The sequence below is a fragment of the Thiolapillus sp. genome (genome assembly GCF_048562965.1).
Taxonomy (GTDB): domain Bacteria; phylum Pseudomonadota; class Gammaproteobacteria; order Chromatiales; family Chromatiaceae; genus Thiolapillus; species Thiolapillus brandeum_A.
The window spans coordinates 1-19,105 of the sequence record NZ_JBHNMF010000022.1; the positions used below are offsets into that span (position 1 = coordinate 1).

Sequence of the window (19,105 nt, forward strand, 5' to 3'; positions counted from 1 at the left end):
TATCTAAGTTGCCTGCCTGCCGCCGGTAGCTTATTCTTGCCCAACCCTATTAGGAACACACAAACTGCCGATGTCGGAATACGCGCTCATACTGGTCAGCACCGTACTGGTAAACAACTTCGTACTGGTGAAATTTCTCGGGATCTGCCCTTTCATGGGCGTATCCCGCAAGCTGGAAACGGCCATGGGCATGGGCCTGGCAACCACTTTCGTGCTGACCCTGTCATCGGTAGCCAGTTACCTGGTCAACACTTACATGCTGGTGCCACTGGGCCTGGAATACATGCAGACGATTGCATTTATTCTCGTTATCGCGGTCGTGGTGCAGTTCACGGAAATGGTGATGCACAAGACCAGCCCGGTGCTGTACCAGGTACTGGGCATTTTCCTGCCACTGATCACCACCAACTGCGCGGTACTGGGCGTCGCCCTGCTCAACACCCAGGAACAGCACAATTTCGTGGAATCTGCACTGTACGGCTTTGGCGCCGCCGTCGGCTTTTCCATGGTGCTGGTGCTGTTTGCCGCGGTGCGTGAACGGGTCAACGTGGCCGACGTGCCCGAACCCTTCAAAGGCAATGCCATTGCCCTGATCACCGCCGGGCTCATGTCCATGGCCTTCATGGGCTTCTCCGGCCTGGTATCGAACTGACATGCTCACAGCCATCCTTGCCATCGCCGCCCTGTCGACCTCATTCGGCCTGCTGCTGGGTTATTCCGCCATTCGCTTCAAGGTGGAGGGAGATCCCCTCGCAGACCAGATAGACGCTATCCTGCCCCAGACCCAGTGTGGACAGTGCGGCTTTGCCGGCTGCCGCCCCTATGCCGAGGCCATTGCCGCGGGAGAAGCCGAGATCAACCGCTGCCCGCCGGGGGGTGAGGCCGGTATGCTGGCCCTTGCCGACCTGCTGGGGAAGGAACCTGTTCCCCTCGAGGACGAAGGCGCCGCCAGCAAGGTCAAGTCCATCGCCCATATCCGCGAGAACGAATGCATCGGCTGTACCCTGTGTATCCAGTCCTGCCCGGTGGATGCCATCGTGGGAGCCGCCAAACAGATGCACACGGTCATCGCCAGCCAGTGCACGGGATGCGAACTCTGCCTGCCGCCCTGCCCTGTTGAATGCATCGAGATGGTACCGGTGAAAACCACCCTCAGCACCTGGAAGTGGCCTTTCCCGGGAGCAGACGATCTCGAGAAAGCCGCACAGGAGCAGCGTCAATGATTACCACCAATCCAGGACGCTGGGACTTCCACGGAGGCATTCACCGCCCAGACATGAAGACCATGTCGGCCGGCAAGTTTCTGGGCAAGGTGCCCCTGCCGGACATCCTGACACTGCCGCTGCAACAGCATATCGGCGCCATGGCGGAACCCACGGTCTCTGTTGGCGACCAGGTGTATAAGGGACAAACCATTGCACGGGTCACCGAGTATATTGGCGCGCCCATTCATGCGCCCACATCCGGTACCATCATCGCCATCGAGGAAAAGCCCGTGCCTCATCCATCGGGGTTGAGCGCACCCTGTATTCTTCTGCAGGCCGATGGCAATGATGAATGGGGAGAACTGCCCGAGCCCCTGCCCTATTTCGATGATCTCGACCCCTCGCTGCTGCGCGAACGCATACGCTGGGCGGGCATCGTGGGGCTGGGCGGCGCCGCCTTCCCCACCAGCGTCAAGGTCAACCACGGACCCGACCGTCCCATTCAGACCCTGGTGGTCAATGGTGCGGAATGCGAACCCTACATCACCTGCGATGACCTGCTCATGCGCAACCAGGCGGACCGCATCGTGGAAGGCATCAAGATACTACTGTATGTCGTGGATGCCGAGGAATGCCTGATCGGCATCGAGGACAACAAACCCGAAGCCATCGCCGCCATGCGTCAGGCCGTCGCCGAATCAGGACTTGAGAACGTCCAGGTGGTACAGGTGCCCACCCGCTATCCCATGGGTGGCGAAAAGCAACTGATCAGGGTACTCACCGGCAAGGAAGTGCCTTCTCACGGCATCCCCTCCGAAGTGGGTGTCATCTGTGTGAACGTCGCCACCACCGCCGCCGTCACCGACGCCATCATGGCCGCCAGACCATTGCTCAGCCGGCTGGTCACCGTGACCGGCGCAGGCGCAGGCGAACCGGGCAATCTCGAGGTGGCTTTCGGTACCCCCATGTCCCGGGTGATAGAACATGCCGGCGGTTATTCTGACAAGGCCTACAAGCTCATTCTGGGCGGTCCCATGATGGGCTTTACTCTGGGAAACGACGACCTGCCTATCACCAAGGGTACCAACTGCCTGCTGATCGCCAGCAGGGAAGAAGCCCCTGACCCCGACAAGGCACTGCCCTGCATACGCTGCGGCAAATGTGTGGACGCCTGCCCGGCACAGCTGCTGCCCCAGCAACTCTACTGGTACGCACGCTCGAAGGATTTTGACAAAACCCAGGAATACAACCTTTTCGACTGCATCGAATGCGGCTGTTGCTCCTGGGTCTGCCCTTCCCACATTCCCCTGGTACAGTATTACCGCTTTGCCAAGACTGAAACCTGGGCCATGGAAAAGGAAAAACAGCAGGCCGAAGAAGCCCGCCGGCGTCACGAGGCAAAGGTGGAACGCCTAGAGCGACTGGATCGCGAACGCAAGGCCCGCCTGCGTCAGAAAAAGGATGCATTGGAGAAAAAGACAGCAGCAGGCGGTGCCGACCCCAAGAAAGCAGCCGTTGATGCCGCCATGAAACGGGTGGCAGCGAAGAAAGCCAGGCAGGCCCAGGAAAAGAACAATACAGAGGAACGGCCATGAAATTCCCGGTGCACACATCGCCCTATGGCAACCTGCCCAACGAGGTTACCCGGCTCATGGGACAGGTGCTGCTGGCACTGGTGCCCGGCATCGTCGCACTGGTGTACTACTTTGGCTGGGGCGTGATCATCAACATCTGCATTGCCACGGTAACTGCGCTGGCTGCCGAAGCCAGCGTACTGCACCTGCGCAAACGTCCCGTCTTGCCTACGCTCATGGATCTGAGCGCAGTCGTAACCGCCATATTGCTGGCTATTGCCCTGCCACCACTGATACCCTGGTGGATGACGATTCTGGGTGTGTTGTTTGCCATTGTCATGGTCAAGCATCTGTATGGCGGGCTGGGATACAACCCTTTCAATCCGGCCATGGCCGCCTATGTGCTGCTGCTGGTTTCCTTTCCGCTTTCCATGACACGCTGGCTGCCACCGGAAATGCTCAACCAGCATCCGCTGGATTTCCTGCAGACCCTGACCGTAATCTTCGGCGGCGGTCTGCCCGACAGTCTTACCTGGGATGCCATCACCAGCGCGACACCACTGGATGAAATGCGCACCCAGCTGGAAATGAACAGAACCATCACGGAGATTTCCCAGAGCCCCATCTGGGGTGACTTCGGTGCGCGCGGCTGGGAATGGATCGGCAACTGGTTCCTCATCGGCGGCCTGTTCCTGCTGTGGCGCAAGGTCATTACCTGGCAAATCCCCGTTTCCATGATCCTCGGCTTGCTGCTCACCGCCGGTGTCTTCTGGCTGTTCGATCCTGAATCCATGCCTTTTCCGGCATTTCATTTGTTCAGCGGCGGCATGATCCTGGGCGCTTTCTTTATTGCAACCGATCCTGTTACCGCGTCGACCACACCGAAAGGACGCCTGATCTACGGTTTTCTCATCGGCATAACCGTGTTCATCATCCGCGCCTGGGGTGGCTACCCCGATGCCGTGGCCTTCGCCGTGCTGCTGATGAACATGGCGGCCCCCACCATCAATTACTACACCCAGCCGAAAGTGTTTGGCGCCAGGGAAGACGAACATGGTTAAGCTGAACAGGAACATCTTCATCAGCGCCGCCATCCTGGGTATTTTTGGCATCCTGGGCGCTGCCCTGGTCGCATTCACCTGGAACGCCACCGCAGAGCGTATCGCCCTCAACCAGCAACAGGCCTTCCTGTGTAACGTCTTCAAGCTGATCAGGCGCGACCAGATCGACAACGATCTGCTGACAGACGTCATCACCATCCGTTCACCTGCCCTCTCCAAAAGCCCGGTGCAGGTGTATCGCGCCCGCAAGCAGGGCAAGCCCGTGTCCGTTATCTTCAGTCCGGTGGAAGGCCCCGGCTATGCCAGCCCCATCAAGATGATGGTCGCCGTACGTGCCAATGGCGTCCTCGGCGGCGTGCGTATCCTCTCACACATGGAAACCCCCGGACTCGGCGACAAGATTGATGAAAGCCGCTCCGACTGGATCCTGGGCTTTGAAGGAAAATCCCTGCAGAACCCGCCACCAGGAAAATGGAAGGTGAAGAAGGATGGCGGCGTATTCGACCAGTTTACCGGGGCGACCATCACCCCACGCAATATCGTGGCTACCGTAAAGAAAACCCTGGAATATTTCGAGAAGGAAAAGGAAAACCTGTTCAAGAAACCCACGGAACCCGTCACCGAGGCTCCTTTTCACTAGAGAATTCCCATGAGCATGAGCTATCCCGAAATCGTCAAAAACGGACTCTGGAACAATAACCAGGCGCTGGTTGCACTCTTGGGACTGTGCCCGCTACTGGCAGTTTCCAATACCCTGATCAACGGTCTGGGCCTCGGCCTGGCAACGACCGTGGTGCTGATTCTCTCCAACGGCACCATATCGTTCATCCGCAACTGGGTGCGTCAGGAAGTGCGCCTGCCGGTGTTCGTGCTCGTTATCGCCTCTTTCGTTACCGCCGTGGAACTGGTCATGAACGCCTGGTTCCACGACCTGCACAAGATTCTCGGTATCTTTATCCCCCTCATCGTCACCAACTGCACCATCGTGGGCCGTGCTGAGGCTTTCGCCTCCCGCAACCCAGTTCCCCAATCCATGGTGGATGGTCTGAGCATGGGCATGGGCTTTACCCTTGTGCTCATGACACTGGGAGGCCTGCGCGAATTCATCGGCCAGGGTACGATTCTCTCTGGCATCCACCTCATGTTTGGCGAAGCAGCCAGAGGCCTGAGCCTTTCCATGGGTGAGGACTACCATGGCCTGATACTTGCCATCCTGCCACCCGGCGCCTTTTTCGGGCTGGGGCTGCTCATCGCCCTGAAGCATCTCATTGACAAGCGCAGCGCCCAGCGGGCAACTGCCACCGAGACGCAGACAACAGCAACGCCCGCGCCCGCCGAAGGATGAACAGGGAAAAACGCACCGAAATTTTTCGCCGCCTGAGAGAACACAACCCCAATCCCACAACGGAGCTGAACTATGACAGCCCGTTCGAACTGCTGATCGCCGTCATCCTCTCCGCCCAGGCGACAGATGTGGGTGTCAACAAGGCCACAGCAAAACTCTTCCCGACAGCCAACACCCCCCAGGCCATTCTCGATCTGGGTGAAGATGGGGTGAAGAAACACATCAGGACCATCGGGCTGTACAACAGCAAGGCAAAGAACATCATCAAAACCTGCCGTATCCTGCTGGAAAAACACGGCGGCGAAGTACCCGACAACCGTCAGGACCTGGAAGCACTTCCCGGCGTGGGCCGCAAGACTGCCAACGTGGTGCTCAATACCGCTTTTGGCCACCCCACCATGGCCGTGGACACCCACATCTTCCGCGTTGCCAACCGCACCGGCATCGCGAAAGGAAAAACGGTGCTGGAAGTGGAAAAAAAACTGTTACGCAATGTGCCGAAGGAGTTCCTGCATGACGCCCATCACTGGCTGATCCTGCACGGGCGCTATACCTGTATCGCCCGCAAGCCCCGTTGTGGTTCCTGCATCATCGAGGACCTGTGCGAATACAAGGCCAAACCCGAGGACTGAGCATTCATGGAAAACCACATCCGCAACCGCACCGTCCTCATCACCGGCGCGAGTTCAGGCTTCGGCCGGCAACTGGCCCTGGACCTGCTAGACTACGAAGTCGACCTGATCCTGGTGGCCCGCTCCAAGAATCGCCTGGAGACCCTGCGTGAGGAACTGAGTTCACGAACCAACAGACTGGTGGAAATCCATGCCCTGGATGTGCGTGACAGACAGGCCGTGGAATCTGCCCTGTCTGACATACTGTCCCGCCATACAGTGCACATCCTGGTGAACAACGCCGGTCTGGCCCTGGGACTGGATCCTGTCGACCAGGGTAACCCCGATCACTGGGATATCATGATAGACACCAATCTCAAGGGACTGCTCTACGTGAGCAAACCGGTAATCGCGCAAATGCGGACGCTGGAGAGTGCCCATGTGGTGAACATCGGTTCCATGGCCGGCCGCATGCCCTACCCGGGAGGCAACGCCTATTGCGCTTCCAAGGCCGCCGTCCATGCTCTGGGAGAGGCCATGAATGCCGACCTGCTGGGCACCAGTGTGAAGGTAAGTACCATTGCCCCCGGTGCCGCCAATACGAACTTCTCCCCCACCCGCTTCGAAGGTGACACGGAAAAGGCAAGGGCCGTCTATGAAGGTTTCACGCCACTGAACGCGGGGGACATCTCCCATGCCATCCTCTGCGTGCTCAACACGCCACCCCATGTCAACATACAGCACCTGGACATCATGCCCACGGCCCAGCGCAACCCTTACCTGCTGCACCGTACAAGTTGACGCTTTTCAGGAGTCTGCTTTTTCCTGTTGATCAGACAGCAGCGTACCGTCGCCATCCAGATCATCCAGCTCTACCTTTTCGATCTTCACGAAGCGGCTGCTGATCTTCTTTGCCGAGGTGTTGACCTGCCTCGCGTCCTCGTGAGCCATGCGGATATGATTGGCCAGCTTGTCCATGCGCTGCTGGAAGCGACCGAAATCCTTGGAAAGGTAGTGAAGGTGTTCCTGAATGATATGCACCTGCTTGCGCGTGGCAACATCCTTGATCACCGCCCTCGCCGTGGTGAGTACCGCCATCAGGGTCGTGGGTGAAACCAGCCATACACGGCGCTGCTGGGCTTCTTCGACCAGTTCGGGAAAATGGGCGTGAATCTCTGCGAACAGGGATTCGGCAGGCAGGAACATGACGGCGCCATCGGCGGTTTCTCCCGGGATCAGATACTTGGCGGCAATATCGTGGATGTGCTTCTTTATGTCTTGGCGAAACTGCCGCCGCGCCTGCTGCCTTTCACTTTCCCCGGCATCCGCATCCATCATGCGCTGGTAGCTTTCCAGGGGAAACTTGGCGTCGATGGCGACATTGCCCGTAGGCTCCGGCAGGGTGAGCAGGCAATCCACGCGGGTGTCGTTGCTCAGGGTCTGCTGCATGGAATAGCTGCCTTCGGGCATGACGTTGCGCACCAGGGACTCGAGCTGGACTTCACCGAAAGCCCCTCGCGAGCGCTTGTCGGTGAGCACTTCCTGCAGGCTGACCACGTTGCCCGACAGCTCGGTGATCTTCTTTTGCGCTTCGTCGATGCGCGATAAATGTTCCAGCACCTTGGTAAAAGTTTCCGTGGTTTTTTCAAAACCTGCGGTCAGTCGCTTTTCCACTTCACCACTGATTTCTCGCAACTTTTCCTCAGTGGTGCGAGTAAGATTTTCGACCCGCCTGTTCAGCTCCTTTGCCGAATCGCTCTGGGAATCACGCAACTGCTCTGACATATGCGCCATGCCTTTCTGTAGCGCCTGCTGCTGATTCTGCAGCGCTTCCGCCTGGCGCTGCTCGAAGCTTTCCCGCTGCGCCGCCAGGGCGTTGCCCACTGAAGCACGCAATTCGGCCTGATCTTTCTGCTGGGCCACCCGGCCTTCGCCGAGATTCTCCACTACCGCCGACTGCAGCTGTTCGAATCTTTGCAACAGGGATTCCTTCATCGCCCCGGAATCCAGCAGCAGCTGGCGCTGCAATATGCCCTGGCGCTGACCCAGCGTCTCCTGCAGGTCCGCCACACTCTTGTGCATACCTTCCAAGGTCAGTACCTGTCCGCGGATGATGTCATCCGCGATTTCCCTGCGATGCTTGTCCAGTTCAGCGAGCAATCCCAGAGCATATTGCTCGGAATCCAGATAGATGCTGCGCAGCTGCCGGTTCTGGCTCATCAGTGTCCATATCACCAGAAACAGCAATAGCACCACCAGGCCCAGACCGGCCAATAATATTTCCTCACTGTACTGACTCCAGAAAGCCTGAAGATTGTGCATGGTTTCAAGTCCGCCAAAAGGATAGAATCAACTATCGAAATTATCATAATTAACCCGGCAACCAAATATGTCACCCTCAGTGCTTCAAACAGGTCACGTATCAAGGCGCGGCTTGCAGGCAATGGCAAGCCCTTGTCAAAAGCCGCAACACCGATACGCGTCCTGTTTGAAGCACCTGACCAATTGATAGTACAGGAAAGGCCGCCCTGTCTGCGCTGGTGGGCTGCGTTATCAACACTTGCTGTAGAATGACTACAGCAGCGTATTGATGCCTTGCCACCAGCGCAGACAGGGCGGCTGAGGGCGATATATTTGGTCGCCGGGTTAATACATAACCAATGCGCGTTCATCTCAAAACTCTTGGCTGCCGCCTCAACGAAGCCGAACTGGAATCCTGGTCACGGGAGTTCCAACATCATGGCATACGACCGGAAAGAAATCCGGAAAACGCCGATCTGCTGGTCATCAACACCTGCGCGGTAACAGAGGAAGCGGTAAAGAAATCCCGAAAGCTACTGCGCCGCGCCCAACGGGACAACCCCGGGGCCAAGCTGGTAGTGAGCGGCTGCTATGTCTCCCTGAATGCAGAACAGGCCGCTGCCGATCTGGGCGTGGACCTGATTGTTCCCAACACTGACAAGGAGCATCTGGCGGAAATTGCCATACGCGAACTGCAGCTGCCAACAATGCCGGCCACTGCCATGGAACCGGACAGCTACAGCCCCCTGCAGCGCAACCGGCAGCGTGCCTTCATCAAGGTACAGGACGGTTGCCGCTATCGCTGCAGCTACTGCGTAGTGACACTGGCCAGGGGTGAAGAACGCAGTAAACCCCTGCCCCAAGTCATTGAAGAGATCAGGCTGCTGCAAGCGCAGGGCATTCAGGAGGTCGTACTTGCTGGCGTACACCTGGGCGGATACGGCAGCGACTGTAACACCAGTCTGAAGCAACTGGTGGAAGCGGTTCTCAGACAAACGGATATCCCCCGCATTCGCCTGGGTTCGCTGGAACCCTGGGATCTGCCCGAAGATTTCTGGGGTCTGTTCGACAATCCCCGCCTCATGCCCCACCTGCACCTGCCCATGCAAAGCGGTGCCGATTCCGTGCTGCGGCGCATGTCCCGGCGCTGCCGCAGCGGGGAATTCCTCGATCTGGTTAAAGCCGCCCGGCAGAAGATCCCGGAGTTCAATGTCACCACCGACATCATCGTGGGCTTCCCCGGCGAGACAGAAACCGAATGGCAACAGACCCTCGATTTCGTGGAACAGGCAAGATTCGGCCACGTCCACATCTTTGCGTTTTCCCCGCGCAGCGGCACCAAGGCAGCTTATCTGGACAACCCCGTGGCACGGGACATCAAACGTCAGCGCAGTGAACAGTTACATCATCTGGCCGCACAACTGGCAACGGAAAATGCCCAGGGTCAACAAGGAAAGACTGTCCAGGTGCTGGTAGAGGGCAATCCGGATAAAAAGAACGGCCAGTTTCTGTATTCTGGTTACACACCAAACTATCTGCGCGTCCGGTTCCCTTCTGCCGAAAACCTGGAAAACCGCATCGTAAGTGTCACTATCAATCAATTTGACGGTAAGACGCTTCAGGGATCACTGACAGAAAGTTGAAAAAGCCGAAAAACCGACCATACTGTTTACATAAACAGACATGAAAAAAGGAGTAGTACGATGTTTCTTAAAGATACAAAGACTGGTGATCTGGTGGAGGTACTGGGTGTTTCCGATTTGATCGACCCCTTTCGCAACAGCGTTCCCGGACGCTTTCATGCCGGAGAGGAAATGGGAGAGCCGAAAAGCTTCTTCAAGACCGAGCTGGTATTCCCTTCAGAGGAACCCTTGCCAAGATGCTGGGTAGATCCCAACTACAAATAATGCAGCAGGATGTGGTGAGATGAGGTTTGTGTCTTGTCTCGCCACATCCGGAGATAGGGCGCTAGACCGCAACATCCACCCAGACGGGACAATGATCCGAAGGCTTTTCCATGGCGCAGATATCATAGGCAATACCCGCATCCTTCAGATTCTGGTAGACCCTGGCGCTGCTCAGCAACAGATCGATGCGTAAGCCCCGCTTGGGATCGCGATTGAAGCCTTTGCTGCGGTAGTCGAACCAGCTGAACAGATTTTCCTCTTCAGGATACTTCTCCCGCCAGCTGTCATGCAGCCCCCAGCTCATGAGGGTTTGCAGCCACTCCCTTTCTTCCGGCAGGAAAGAGCATTTTCCCGTGCGCAGCCAGCGCTTCATGTTGTCCGGGCCGATACCGATATCCTTGTCGGTAGGTGCAATATTCATATCGCCGATGATCGCCAGATGCTGGTCCGGCGAAAAATCCCGGTTCAACCATGCGGTCAGGTCCGCATAAAACTTTTGCTTTGCAGGAAACTTGACGGGATGCTCACGGCTTTCGCCCTGGGGGAAATACCCGTTCATCACGGTGATCTCATCACCTCCCGGCGTCCTGTAGATACCGGTAATCAGGCGCTTCTGGCTGTCATCGTCATCTCCCGGCAATCCACGAATCACTTCAAGTGCCGGTTCACGGGACATCAGTGCCACGCCGTAGTGCCCCTTCTGTCCGAAAAAGTCCACGTGATAGCCCAGTTCCTCGATCATTTCCCGGGGAAACTCGCTGTCCTGCACTTTGATTTCCTGCAGTCCGACGATATCCGGCTGGTACTGTTCAACCAGAGCCTTGAGCTGATGAGGGCGGGCACGAACACCGTTGACGTTGAAAGAGACGATACGCATATTGATACCTGATTCAGGATAAAAAGTTTTCCAGGGTTTCCACGAATGCCTGCGGCTGCTCCGCATAAACCCAATGTCCTGCAGCAGGAATCTCTACAATTTCTGCTGCAGGAAACAGTGCACGAATGCGGGGAAGACTTTGTTCTTTGATATAGTCTGAATGCTCCCCCTTGATGAAGCAACACTTGCCTGTGTAGGGTTTCGGGGCCTGCTCGAGAAAACCGCTGATCACATCGAGTCCGTCACGCAGGGCCTGCAGATTATTGCGCCAGCACCAGCCGTTGTCCGTGCGCTGCAGGTTTTGCAGCATATGGTCACGTACCGCCTTGTCGCTCACCCGTTCCGCCAGCAAGGCATCCGCATGAGCCCGGTTTTCGATTCTGTCCAGCGGCAGAGCCAGCAGCGCATCGAGCAGCTGGGCGAGCCGCCCGCTGTACGCCACGGGGGCAATATCCACCACAGCCAGACGCTCCACACGCTCCGCATGCTGCAAAGCAAGCACCATGGCCGCTTTCCCCCCCATGCTGTGGCCCACCGGCACCGCACGGGGAATATCCAGGTCGTCCAGCAGCTCAAGCACATCCGAAGCCATGGCGGGATAGGAGACATCATCGGAATGGGGAGAGCGGCCATGGTTGCGCAGGTCGGGCACGATGACCCGGTAGCGCTCTCCCAGGCTTCTGGCAATGCGCTGCCAGTTCACCAGGGAGCCGAGCAGGCCGTGGAGAAGGACAACCGGAGTGCCAGAATACTGTTCACCAAATTCGCGATAGTAGAGTTTCAAGATTGGTTGGGACCTTGTGGTGGGTCAATCTGGTTTCTATGGCAAATCGTCGGGCTGAAGCCCGACCTACAGCCCCCCGTGTAGGTCGGACTTCAGTCCGACAGCTATCAGCGCTTACGCTTTGGCGGCAAATCCGTGCAGCTTCCCTCGGCGACTTCCGCCGCCAGGCCGATGCTTTCATTCAGGGTCGGGTGTGGATGAATGGTCAACCCAATGTCCTCGGCATCAGCCCCCATCTCCAGGGCCAGCACGGTCTCGCCGATGAGTTCCCCGGCATTCACGCCGACGATGCCAGCACCCAGTATGCGCTTGGTGTCAGGATCGAACAGCAGCTTGGTCATGCCCTCATCCCGGCCCACGCCGATAGCGCGACCGGAGGCGGCCCAGGGGAAGATGGATTTTTCGTACGGGATCCCCTTTTCCTTTGCCTCGGTTTCCGTCAGACCCATCCAGGCCACTTCCGGGTCGGTATAGGCCACGGAGGGAATGGTCAGGGGATCGAACAAGGCCGGCAGGCCGGCAATGACCTCTGCCGCCACATGGGCTTCGTGAGTGGCCTTATGGGCCAGCATGGGATTGCCCACCACATCGCCGATGGCGAAGATGTGGGGCACGTTGGTGCGCATGTGCTGGTCCACGGGGATGAAGCCGCGCTGATCCACTTCCACCCCGGCCACCTCGGCGTTGATAAGATTTCCATTGGGCCTGCGCCCCACGGCTACCAGCACCTTGCCGTAGGTGGTATCTTCCGGCGCATCGTCACCGGCAAAGCTTACCTTGAGACCGGATTTGAGGGCTTTCACGGACTCCACGCTGGTCTTGAGCAGTATGCGGTTGACCTGCTTTGCCAGGCGCTTCTGCAGAGGCTTGACCAGGTCCCGGTCACAGCCGGGAATCAGCCCGTCCTGCAGTTCCACGATATCAACGCTGCTGCCCAGGGTAGAGTACACCGTAGCCATTTCCAGGCCGATGATGCCGCCACCGATGATGAGCATTTTTTTGGGGATGTCCTCCAGGGCGAGGGCGCCGGTGGAATCGATGAGCCGGGGATCGTCGTTGGGAAAACCGGGAATCTGCACGGCGGAGGAACCGCAGGCGATGATGCAGTGATCGAACTCGATGAGGGTCTGCTGGCCATCCGCTTCCACGGAGAGCGTCTTGGGGCTCTGGAACTGCCCCCAGCCGCGTATGACCTGCACCTTGCGCATCTTTGCCATCTGGGCCAGGCCACCGGTGAGTTTCTTCACCACCTTATCCTTTCCCGCGCGCAGCTTGTCCAGGTCGATCTTCGGCTTGCCGAAGCTCACGCCCATGGCTTCCAGTTCCGCGGCCTCGTTGATAATGTCTGCCGTATGCAGCAGGGCCTTGGAAGGAATACAGCCCACGTTCAGGCAGACGCCCCCCAGGTCGGCGTATTTCTCCACCAGCACCACGCTCATGCCCAGATCGGCGGCGCGGAAGGCAGCAGAGTAACCGCCGGGCCCAGCGCCCAGCACCAGTACCTGGGCACGGATGTCGGCCACGCTGTCGGTTTCGGCGACCGGCACGGCACCCGCGTGTTTCACCGGCGGCTGCTTCTCTACCATGGCTTCACCGGCAGCAGGTTTGGGTGCGGAAGCCTCTTCTCCGGTTTCCAGCATCAACAGCAAACTGCCTTCGGATATCTTGTCACCGACCCCGACCTTGACTTCCTTCACCGTGCCACTCGCAGGACTGGGTATCTCCATGGAAGCCTTGTCACTCTCCAGGGTGATGATCGAATCTTCCTTTTCGATCACATCACCCGGCTCGACCAGCACTTCGATGACTTCCACTTCAGGAAAATCACCAATATCAGGAAGGGTTACTTCAATTGTATTGCTCATCTGCAATTACCTGTTCGTTTGTTGTTCCTGGCGACAGCTCACCTGATTACAGAACCAGATGACGAATATCGTTCAATATGCGGGCCAGGTAGGTCGTGAAGCGCACACCTTCGGCGCCATCTATGACTCTGTGGTCATAGGACAGACTATAGGGCATAACCAGGCGGGGCTCGAATTCATTTCCATTCCATACCGGCTTCATGGTGGCCCTCGATACGCCAAGGATAGCAACCTCCGGTGCATTCACGATAGGCGTGAACTGGGTGCCGCCTATCCCCCCGAGACTGGAAATAGTGAAACAGCCCCCCTGCATATCTGCCGGCCCCAGCTTGCCTTCCCGGGCTCTGGCGCTGATTTCCATCAGTTCCCTGGCCAGATCGTACACCCCCTTCTGGTCCACATCACGGATGACGGGAACGACCAGACCGTTTGGCGTATCCACTGCCACCCCGATGTTGATGTACTTCTTCAGAATCAGCTTTTCGCCATCGGCAGACAGGGAAGCATTCACGCTGGGAAATTCCCGCAACGCCGCTTCACAGGCTTTCATCAGGAAAGGCATGAAGGTCAACCGTACGTCCTGCTTCATCGCCTCATCCTTGAGGGATTTGCGGAAGGCTTCCAGCTCGGTGATATCCGCCTCATCGAACTGGGTGACATGGGGAACCGTGATCCAGCTGCGATGAAGATGCGCACCGCTTATTTTCTTGATGCGGTTGAGCTCGATCTCTTCGGTTTCCCCGAACTTGCTGAAATCCACGGCCGGCATGGACGGCAGGGCCAGGCTGCCGCCGCCCGCAGCAGCTGCACCGCCACCGGACAGTGCCCGCTTGATGAAGGATTGCACGTCATCCTTGGTTATCCGCCCCTTTGGCCCGGTGCCGGATACGCGTGCGAGATCCACACCCAGTTCGCGGGCAAAACGCCTCACCGCGGGGCTGGCATGCGCCTTGCGGCCGGGCATATCAGCGCGCGTGGGCGCTATGGGCAAGGGCTTGGCCTTCTTTTCGCCCGGAGCGGGCGGTGGGGGTGTCGGGTGAGCATCCACGGGTTTGGGCGGCGCAACAGGCGCAGTTTCCTCCGCAACGGAATCTTCCTCGAGAACGATCAGCAGATCGCCTTCGTTGATGATGTCACCCACGTTCACTTTTACTTCTTTCACCACACCCGCCGACGGGGAGGGAATCTCCATGGAAGCCTTGTCACTTTCCAATGTGATGAGAGAATCATCCATGCTGATGTGATCACCGGCGGAAACCAGTACCTCGATGACCTCGACATCCTTGAAGTCACCAATATCCGGCAGCGTAATTTCGATTGTATTCGCCATCTGAATTCTCCTCAGACCTTTGTCGGATTCGGTTTTTCAGGATTGATCTTGTATGCCTTGATGGCCTGCGCCACCAGATCGGCATCCACAGCCCCTTCATCCGACAGTGCCTTCAGCGCCACCACCACGACATGATGACGATTGACCTCGAAGAACTCCCGCAGATTGCGACGCAGATCGGAGCGACCGAAACCGTCCGTGCCCAGTGTCAGGAAAGCGCGCTTGCCCAGATAGGGACGGATCTGATCCGCAAACATGCGTACATAGTCTGTGGAAGCCACCACCGGCCCGGTCGTATCCTCCAGCTGAGAAGACACATAGGAACGGCGCTGCTTCTCCATGGGATGCAGCCGGTTCCAGCGCTCGCACTCCATGCCGTCACGCGCCAGTTCGGTAAAGCTGGTTACGCTCCACACATCGGCGGCGACATTCCAGTCCTTCTCCAGCAATTCGGCCGCAGCGACCACTTCGCGCAGAATAGTGCCCGAACCCAGCAATTGCACACGCTTCTTCTTGCGCGAACCTGCCTTGAACAGATACATGCCCCTGATGATGCCTTCTTCCACGCCCTTGGGCATGGGAGGATGCACGTAGTTCTCGTTCATGATAGTGACGTAGTAGAAGATATTCTCCTGCTCCTGATACATGCGGCGCATGCCATCCTGGAGGATCACCGTCAGTTCGTAGGCGAAGGTCGGATCATAGGAACGGCAGTTGGGAATACCTGCGGAAGCCAGGTGACTGTGGCCGTCCTGGTGCTGCAGGCCCTCACCGGAAAGCGTCGTACGCCCAGCGGTGCCGCCCAGCAGGAAGCCCCGCGCCTGCATGTCGCCTGCCGCCCAGGCCAGGTCGCCAACCCGCTGAAAACCGAACATGGAGTAATAGATATAAAAAGGAATCATGGGCACGCCATGATTGGAATAGGAAGTCGCCGCGGCAATCCAGGAGGACATGGCGCCGGCTTCGTTGATGCCTTCCTGCAGGATCTGGCCTTTTACATCCTCACGGTAGTACATGACCTGGTCGGCATCCATGGGAGTGTACAACTGACCCACGTGGGAATAGATTCCCAACTGGCGGAACATGCCTTCCATGCCGAAAGTGCGCGCTTCATCCGGCACGATGGGCACCACGTGCTTGCCCACCTTCTTGTCCCGCAGCAGGCTGGTGAGGAAACGCACATAGGCCATGGTGGTGGACATCTCACGTTCGCCACTGCCCTCCAGCAAAGTCCCGAACGCATCCAGCCCGGGAATCTCCAGCGCCGCGGATTTCACACGGCGGGCAGGCAGATAACCGCCAAGCGCCTGACGGCGCTCATGCAGGTATTTCATCTCTTCGCTGTCCTCGGCGGGTTTGAAATACGGTGCCGAGGCAAGCTGGTCGTCAGGGATGGGAATATTGAAACGGTCCCGGAAATGGCGCAAGGCATCCTCGCCCATTTTCTTCTGGGAGTGGGTGATATTCTGCCCTTCACCGGCCTCGCCCATACCATAGCCCTTGACTGTCTTGGCCAGGATGACCGTGGGCTGACCACGGTGTTCCATGGCTGCCTTGTAGGCGGCATAGACCTTGATGGGATCATGACCGCCCCGGTTCAGCCGCCAGATGTCCTCGTCGCTCATGTTGGCGACCATCTCCAGCAGTTCGGGGTACTTGCCAAAGAAATGCTCCCGTGTGTAGGCGCCACCCTTGGCCTTGTAGGCCTGGTAGTCACCATCCAGCGCCTCTTCCATGCGCTTGCGCAGCAGGCCATTCTTGTCCCGGGCCAGCAAGGGGTCCCAGTAACCGCCCCAGACCACCTTGATGACATTCCAGCCGGCACCGCGGAACACGGCCTCCAGCTCCTGCATGATCTTGCCGTTGCCACGAACCGGGCCATCCAGACGCTGCAGGTTACAGTTGACCACAAACACCAGGTTATCCAGCCGCTCCCTTGAAGCCAGGGAAATGGCGCCAAGAGATTCCGGTTCATCCATTTCCCCGTCACCCATGTAAGCCCAGACCTTGCGGCCGTCCATGTCTGCAATTTCGCGGTCATGCATGTAGCGCATGAAACGCGCCTGGTAGATGGCCATCAGCGGACCCAGCCCCATGGAAACCGTGGGGAACTGCCAGAAATTGGGCATCAGCCAGGGATGCGGGTAGGAAGACAGTCCATCTCCACCGGATTCCTGCCGGAACTTGTCCAACTGCTCCTTGCTGATACGCCCTTCCAGATACGCCCGGGCATAAATGCCCGGCGCCGAATGTCCCTGGAAGAATACCAGGTCGCCTTCCTGCTCTTCATTGCTACCGCGGAAAAAATGGTTGAAGCCCACGTCAAACAGCGTGGCGCTGGAAGCGAAACTGGCGATATGGCCACCCAGTTCCGGCTCCTTGCGGTTCGCCTGCACCACCATGGCCATCGCGTTCCAGCGGATAAAGGAACGGATACGGCGCTCCATGGCGCGGTTGCCGGGAAACGGCGGCTGCTTGCTGGGCGGGATGGTATTTACATAGGCCGTGGTGGCTTTGTAGGGAAGATAGGCACCGGACAGGCGTGCCTTTTCAATGAGCTGTTCCAGCAGGAAGTGCGCACGTTCCACTCCCTCGTTTTCCAGAACACCTTCCAGTGCTTCCAGCCATTCCAGTATTTCCTGGGGATCTTTGTCGGGTTTTTCAGCCATGGGTAATCCGTCCGTTTCAAGTTCACGGGAACAATAGTGGCGAGCATGGTAGCATATTTTTTACCTATTTTTTCATTTCATTGATTTTCAATGATTTAAATTAATAATTAATTAGTATTATCGTCTTATTTTTTACATGCCGCCTGTTGCCAGCTCCTGCTCTGCCTGAGTGAAAAGCCTGTCCATTCAACCGGGAATACTTAACAAAACCCACCAAAATCAGATGATTCCCACTCCTATTTGGAGACAATCATTCAATCTGCTGTATTATTGACTGAAGACTGCAGCCGACAAAGTTCGGCGCTTTGTCAATCTTTATTCGACAAAACAACTGATGCATTGACTGATACCCGTTTTCAGAAAACAAAACGCCAAGCCCCTACTTTAAGTTATGGACAAAGAGAAAAAATATCTGGAAAGCATTCCTTGGCGACCGGGAATAACAGATAAACAGGCCCGACACGAATGGTCACAGGCTGTTATCCGCATCGTTATCACCTCATTGGTTCTGACATACCTTCTCGCCACAAAGACAAACAGCGATGAGGGAGCACATGCTGCTGTTGTTCAGCTGGTGAGTCTGTACTTTGTGTATTCCTTTGCCTTGCTCTGCAGCTTCTGGATCTGGCCCATGCCAGTGGCAGGCAGAAAGCTACTCACACTGTCGACAGATATTGGTATCACCCTGTATTGCATGCACCTGTACGGAGAAGCGAGTGCGCCTTTCTTCGTCATCATATTGTGGGTGACCATCGGGTTCGGGATACGCTTTGGCCAACGCTACCTGACCGCTGCCACTGTCTATTCCGGCGTGGGATTTTTGTTGCTGTGGCAATTCAGCCCTTTCTGGGCACAGCACCCTTCCTTTACCTTTTCCTACCTTACCACCGCCATCGCCATTCCACTGTTCGTAGCCCATCTGCTCCGCAAACTGGAACAGGCAAGGGAAGCGGCGGAAGCGGCAAACCGGGCCAAATCCCAGTTTCTGGCCAACATGAGCCACGAGATCCGCACCCCTCTCACCGGCATAATCGGAATGGCTGAACTGCTGCTGGAAGAGCCGCTGGACAGCAAGTATCACAAGCAGATAGACACCATCAACTATTCAGCCAAGAATCTGCTGCATCTTCTCAACGAGACCCTGGACATCTCAAAGATCGAAGCAGGAAAGCTCGAACTCGCGCCTGGTGATCTCGACATTTATGAACTGGTCAACAGCCTGTCCCTGATGTACCGACCTCTGGCCCAGGCCAAACATCTCAGGTTCAAGACACATATTCATCACCAGATTCCCGCCAACCTGCACGGTGACCGTTTCCGCCTGCAGCAGATCCTGGTAAATCTGCTCAGCAACGCCGTCAAATTCACCGCCGAAGGACAGATCAGCCTCTCTGCACGAATGATCAACCTGAATGAAGAAACAGCCAGACTGCGCTTCGAGGTGACCGATACCGGCATCGGCATTCCTGCCGACAAGCAGGAAAAGATTTTTGAACTTTTGGCTCCTCAGCAGAATTTGTGGGTAGCAGAGGTGGGTTTGAGGCAAATGATCAGGTCAGTCCTGTCGGGGTAGAGC

General features: G+C 57.2%; 17 protein-coding genes. 11 read left to right on the forward strand and 6 right to left on the reverse strand.

The features are described from left to right. Positions 1 to 70: 70 nt before the first annotated feature. Genes rsxA through ACOCD2_RS02695 form a run of 8 tightly spaced genes read left to right on the forward strand, consistent with a single transcriptional unit; the run spans position 71 to position 6,597 of the window. On the forward strand, positions 71 to 652 hold the full coding sequence (gene rsxA, locus ACOCD2_RS02660) for an electron transport complex subunit RsxA (RefSeq protein ID WP_293644525.1): 582 nt from the start codon (positions 71 to 73) through the stop codon (positions 650 to 652). 1 nt (position 653) lies between these two features. Then, entirely contained in the window at positions 654 to 1,223 is a 570-nt protein-coding gene (gene rsxB / locus ACOCD2_RS02665; RefSeq protein ID WP_293644523.1) for an electron transport complex subunit RsxB, read from the forward strand. Further along, the gene (gene rsxC, locus ACOCD2_RS02670; protein ID WP_293644521.1) at positions 1,220 to 2,800 is read left to right on the forward strand and encodes an electron transport complex subunit RsxC; all 1,581 of its coding nucleotides are present in this window, start codon (positions 1,220 to 1,222) and stop codon (positions 2,798 to 2,800) included. The genes rsxB and rsxC overlap by 4 nt, the downstream gene beginning before the upstream one ends. Beyond that, positions 2,797 to 3,840 carry an electron transport complex subunit RsxD gene (gene rsxD, locus ACOCD2_RS02675; protein WP_293644519.1) on the forward strand — a complete coding sequence of 348 codons (1,044 nt, stop codon included), beginning with the start codon at positions 2,797 to 2,799 and terminating at the stop codon, positions 3,838 to 3,840. The genes rsxC and rsxD overlap by 4 nt, the downstream gene beginning before the upstream one ends. After that, entirely contained in the window at positions 3,833 to 4,480 is a 648-nt protein-coding gene (gene rsxG / locus ACOCD2_RS02680; protein WP_293644517.1) for an electron transport complex subunit RsxG, read from the forward strand. The genes rsxD and rsxG overlap by 8 nt, the downstream gene beginning before the upstream one ends. Before the next feature lie 9 nt (positions 4,481 to 4,489). Next, positions 4,490 to 5,185, forward strand: coding sequence for an electron transport complex subunit E (locus ACOCD2_RS02685; protein WP_293652583.1), 696 nt, complete (start codon positions 4,490 to 4,492; stop codon positions 5,183 to 5,185). Next, a complete protein-coding gene (nth, locus tag ACOCD2_RS02690; protein WP_293644513.1) occupies positions 5,182 to 5,817 on the forward strand; it encodes an endonuclease III in 636 nt (211 codons plus the stop codon). Before ACOCD2_RS02685 ends, nth begins: the two co-directional genes overlap by 4 nt. A gap of 6 nt (positions 5,818 to 5,823) precedes the next feature. Then, positions 5,824 to 6,597 (forward strand): SDR family NAD(P)-dependent oxidoreductase, encoded by a 774-nt coding sequence (locus tag ACOCD2_RS02695; protein WP_293644511.1) that lies wholly within the window; start codon positions 5,824 to 5,826, stop codon positions 6,595 to 6,597. Between the two features lie 6 nt (positions 6,598 to 6,603). Here the strand turns inward: ACOCD2_RS02695 and rmuC are convergent, their stop codons facing one another. After that, positions 6,604 to 8,118, reverse strand: a complete 1,515-nt coding sequence (gene rmuC / locus ACOCD2_RS02700; protein ID WP_293644509.1) for a DNA recombination protein RmuC — start codon at positions 8,116 to 8,118, stop codon at positions 6,604 to 6,606. A gap of 338 nt (positions 8,119 to 8,456) precedes the next feature. Here rmuC and mtaB point away from each other — a divergent pair, with 338 nt between their 5' ends. Both mtaB and ACOCD2_RS02710 read left to right on the forward strand, forming a co-directional pair. Further along, positions 8,457 to 9,740 carry a tRNA (N(6)-L-threonylcarbamoyladenosine(37)-C(2))-methylthiotransferase MtaB gene (mtaB, locus tag ACOCD2_RS02705; protein WP_293644507.1) on the forward strand — a complete coding sequence of 428 codons (1,284 nt, stop codon included), beginning with the start codon at positions 8,457 to 8,459 and terminating at the stop codon, positions 9,738 to 9,740. Positions 9,741 to 9,800: 60 nt separating this feature from the next. After that, the gene (locus ACOCD2_RS02710) at positions 9,801 to 10,004 is read left to right on the forward strand and encodes an acetyltransferase (protein ID WP_293644505.1); all 204 of its coding nucleotides are present in this window, start codon (positions 9,801 to 9,803) and stop codon (positions 10,002 to 10,004) included. A gap of 61 nt (positions 10,005 to 10,065) precedes the next feature. Here the strand turns inward: ACOCD2_RS02710 and xthA are convergent, their stop codons facing one another. The 5 genes from xthA to aceE all read right to left on the reverse strand — a co-directional run bounded on the left by xthA (position 10,066) and on the right by aceE (position 17,529). Further along, positions 10,066 to 10,881, reverse strand: a complete 816-nt coding sequence (gene xthA / locus ACOCD2_RS02715) for an exodeoxyribonuclease III (protein ID WP_293644503.1) — start codon at positions 10,879 to 10,881, stop codon at positions 10,066 to 10,068. Positions 10,882 to 10,894: 13 nt separating this feature from the next. Continuing rightward, a complete protein-coding gene (locus ACOCD2_RS02720) occupies positions 10,895 to 11,665 on the reverse strand; it encodes an alpha/beta fold hydrolase (protein WP_293644501.1) in 771 nt (256 codons plus the stop codon). A 107-nt stretch (positions 11,666 to 11,772) separates the two neighbouring features. Next, entirely contained in the window at positions 11,773 to 13,530 is a 1,758-nt protein-coding gene (lpdA, locus tag ACOCD2_RS02725) for a dihydrolipoyl dehydrogenase (protein WP_293644499.1), read from the reverse strand. Between the two features lie 46 nt (positions 13,531 to 13,576). Further along, entirely contained in the window at positions 13,577 to 14,860 is a 1,284-nt protein-coding gene (gene aceF / locus ACOCD2_RS02730) for a dihydrolipoyllysine-residue acetyltransferase (protein WP_293644497.1), read from the reverse strand. 11 nt (positions 14,861 to 14,871) lie between these two features. Beyond that, complete coding sequence (gene aceE, locus ACOCD2_RS02735; RefSeq protein ID WP_293644495.1) at positions 14,872 to 17,529, reverse strand: pyruvate dehydrogenase (acetyl-transferring), homodimeric type; 2,658 nt, start codon at positions 17,527 to 17,529, stop codon at positions 14,872 to 14,874. A gap of 391 nt (positions 17,530 to 17,920) precedes the next feature. Between aceE and ACOCD2_RS02740 the strand changes: the two genes are divergently transcribed. Beyond that, positions 17,921 to 19,102, forward strand: a complete 1,182-nt coding sequence (locus ACOCD2_RS02740) for a sensor histidine kinase (RefSeq protein ID WP_293644493.1) — start codon at positions 17,921 to 17,923, stop codon at positions 19,100 to 19,102. The last annotated feature ends 3 nt before the right edge of the window (positions 19,103 to 19,105 follow it).

Bases quoted from the DNA above. Each gene is read 5' to 3' on its own strand.
- rsxA (WP_293644525.1), top strand. From the start codon at position 71: ATGTCGGAATACGCGCTCATACTGGTCAGCACCGTACTGGTAAACAAC.
- rsxB (WP_293644523.1), top strand. From the start codon at position 654: ATGCTCACAGCCATCCTTGCCATCGCCGCCCTGTCGACCTCATTCGGC.
- rsxC (WP_293644521.1), top strand. From the start codon at position 1,220: ATGATTACCACCAATCCAGGACGCTGGGACTTCCACGGAGGCATTCAC.
- rsxD (WP_293644519.1), top strand. From the start codon at position 2,797: ATGAAATTCCCGGTGCACACATCGCCCTATGGCAACCTGCCCAACGAG.
- rsxG (WP_293644517.1), top strand. From the start codon at position 3,833: ATGGTTAAGCTGAACAGGAACATCTTCATCAGCGCCGCCATCCTGGGT.
- ACOCD2_RS02685 (WP_293652583.1), top strand. From the start codon at position 4,490: ATGAGCATGAGCTATCCCGAAATCGTCAAAAACGGACTCTGGAACAAT.
- nth (WP_293644513.1), top strand. From the start codon at position 5,182: ATGAACAGGGAAAAACGCACCGAAATTTTTCGCCGCCTGAGAGAACAC.
- ACOCD2_RS02695 (WP_293644511.1), top strand. From the start codon at position 5,824: ATGGAAAACCACATCCGCAACCGCACCGTCCTCATCACCGGCGCGAGT.
- rmuC (WP_293644509.1), bottom strand. From the start codon at position 8,118: ATGCACAATCTTCAGGCTTTCTGGAGTCAGTACAGTGAGGAAATATTA.
- mtaB (WP_293644507.1), top strand. From the start codon at position 8,457: ATGCGCGTTCATCTCAAAACTCTTGGCTGCCGCCTCAACGAAGCCGAA.
- ACOCD2_RS02710 (WP_293644505.1), top strand. From the start codon at position 9,801: ATGTTTCTTAAAGATACAAAGACTGGTGATCTGGTGGAGGTACTGGGT.
- xthA (WP_293644503.1), bottom strand. From the start codon at position 10,881: ATGCGTATCGTCTCTTTCAACGTCAACGGTGTTCGTGCCCGCCCTCAT.
- lpdA (WP_293644499.1), bottom strand. From the start codon at position 13,530: ATGAGCAATACAATTGAAGTAACCCTTCCTGATATTGGTGATTTTCCT.
- aceF (WP_293644497.1), bottom strand. From the start codon at position 14,860: ATGGCGAATACAATCGAAATTACGCTGCCGGATATTGGTGACTTCAAG.
- aceE (WP_293644495.1), bottom strand. From the start codon at position 17,529: ATGGCTGAAAAACCCGACAAAGATCCCCAGGAAATACTGGAATGGCTG.
- ACOCD2_RS02740 (WP_293644493.1), top strand. From the start codon at position 17,921: ATGGACAAAGAGAAAAAATATCTGGAAAGCATTCCTTGGCGACCGGGA.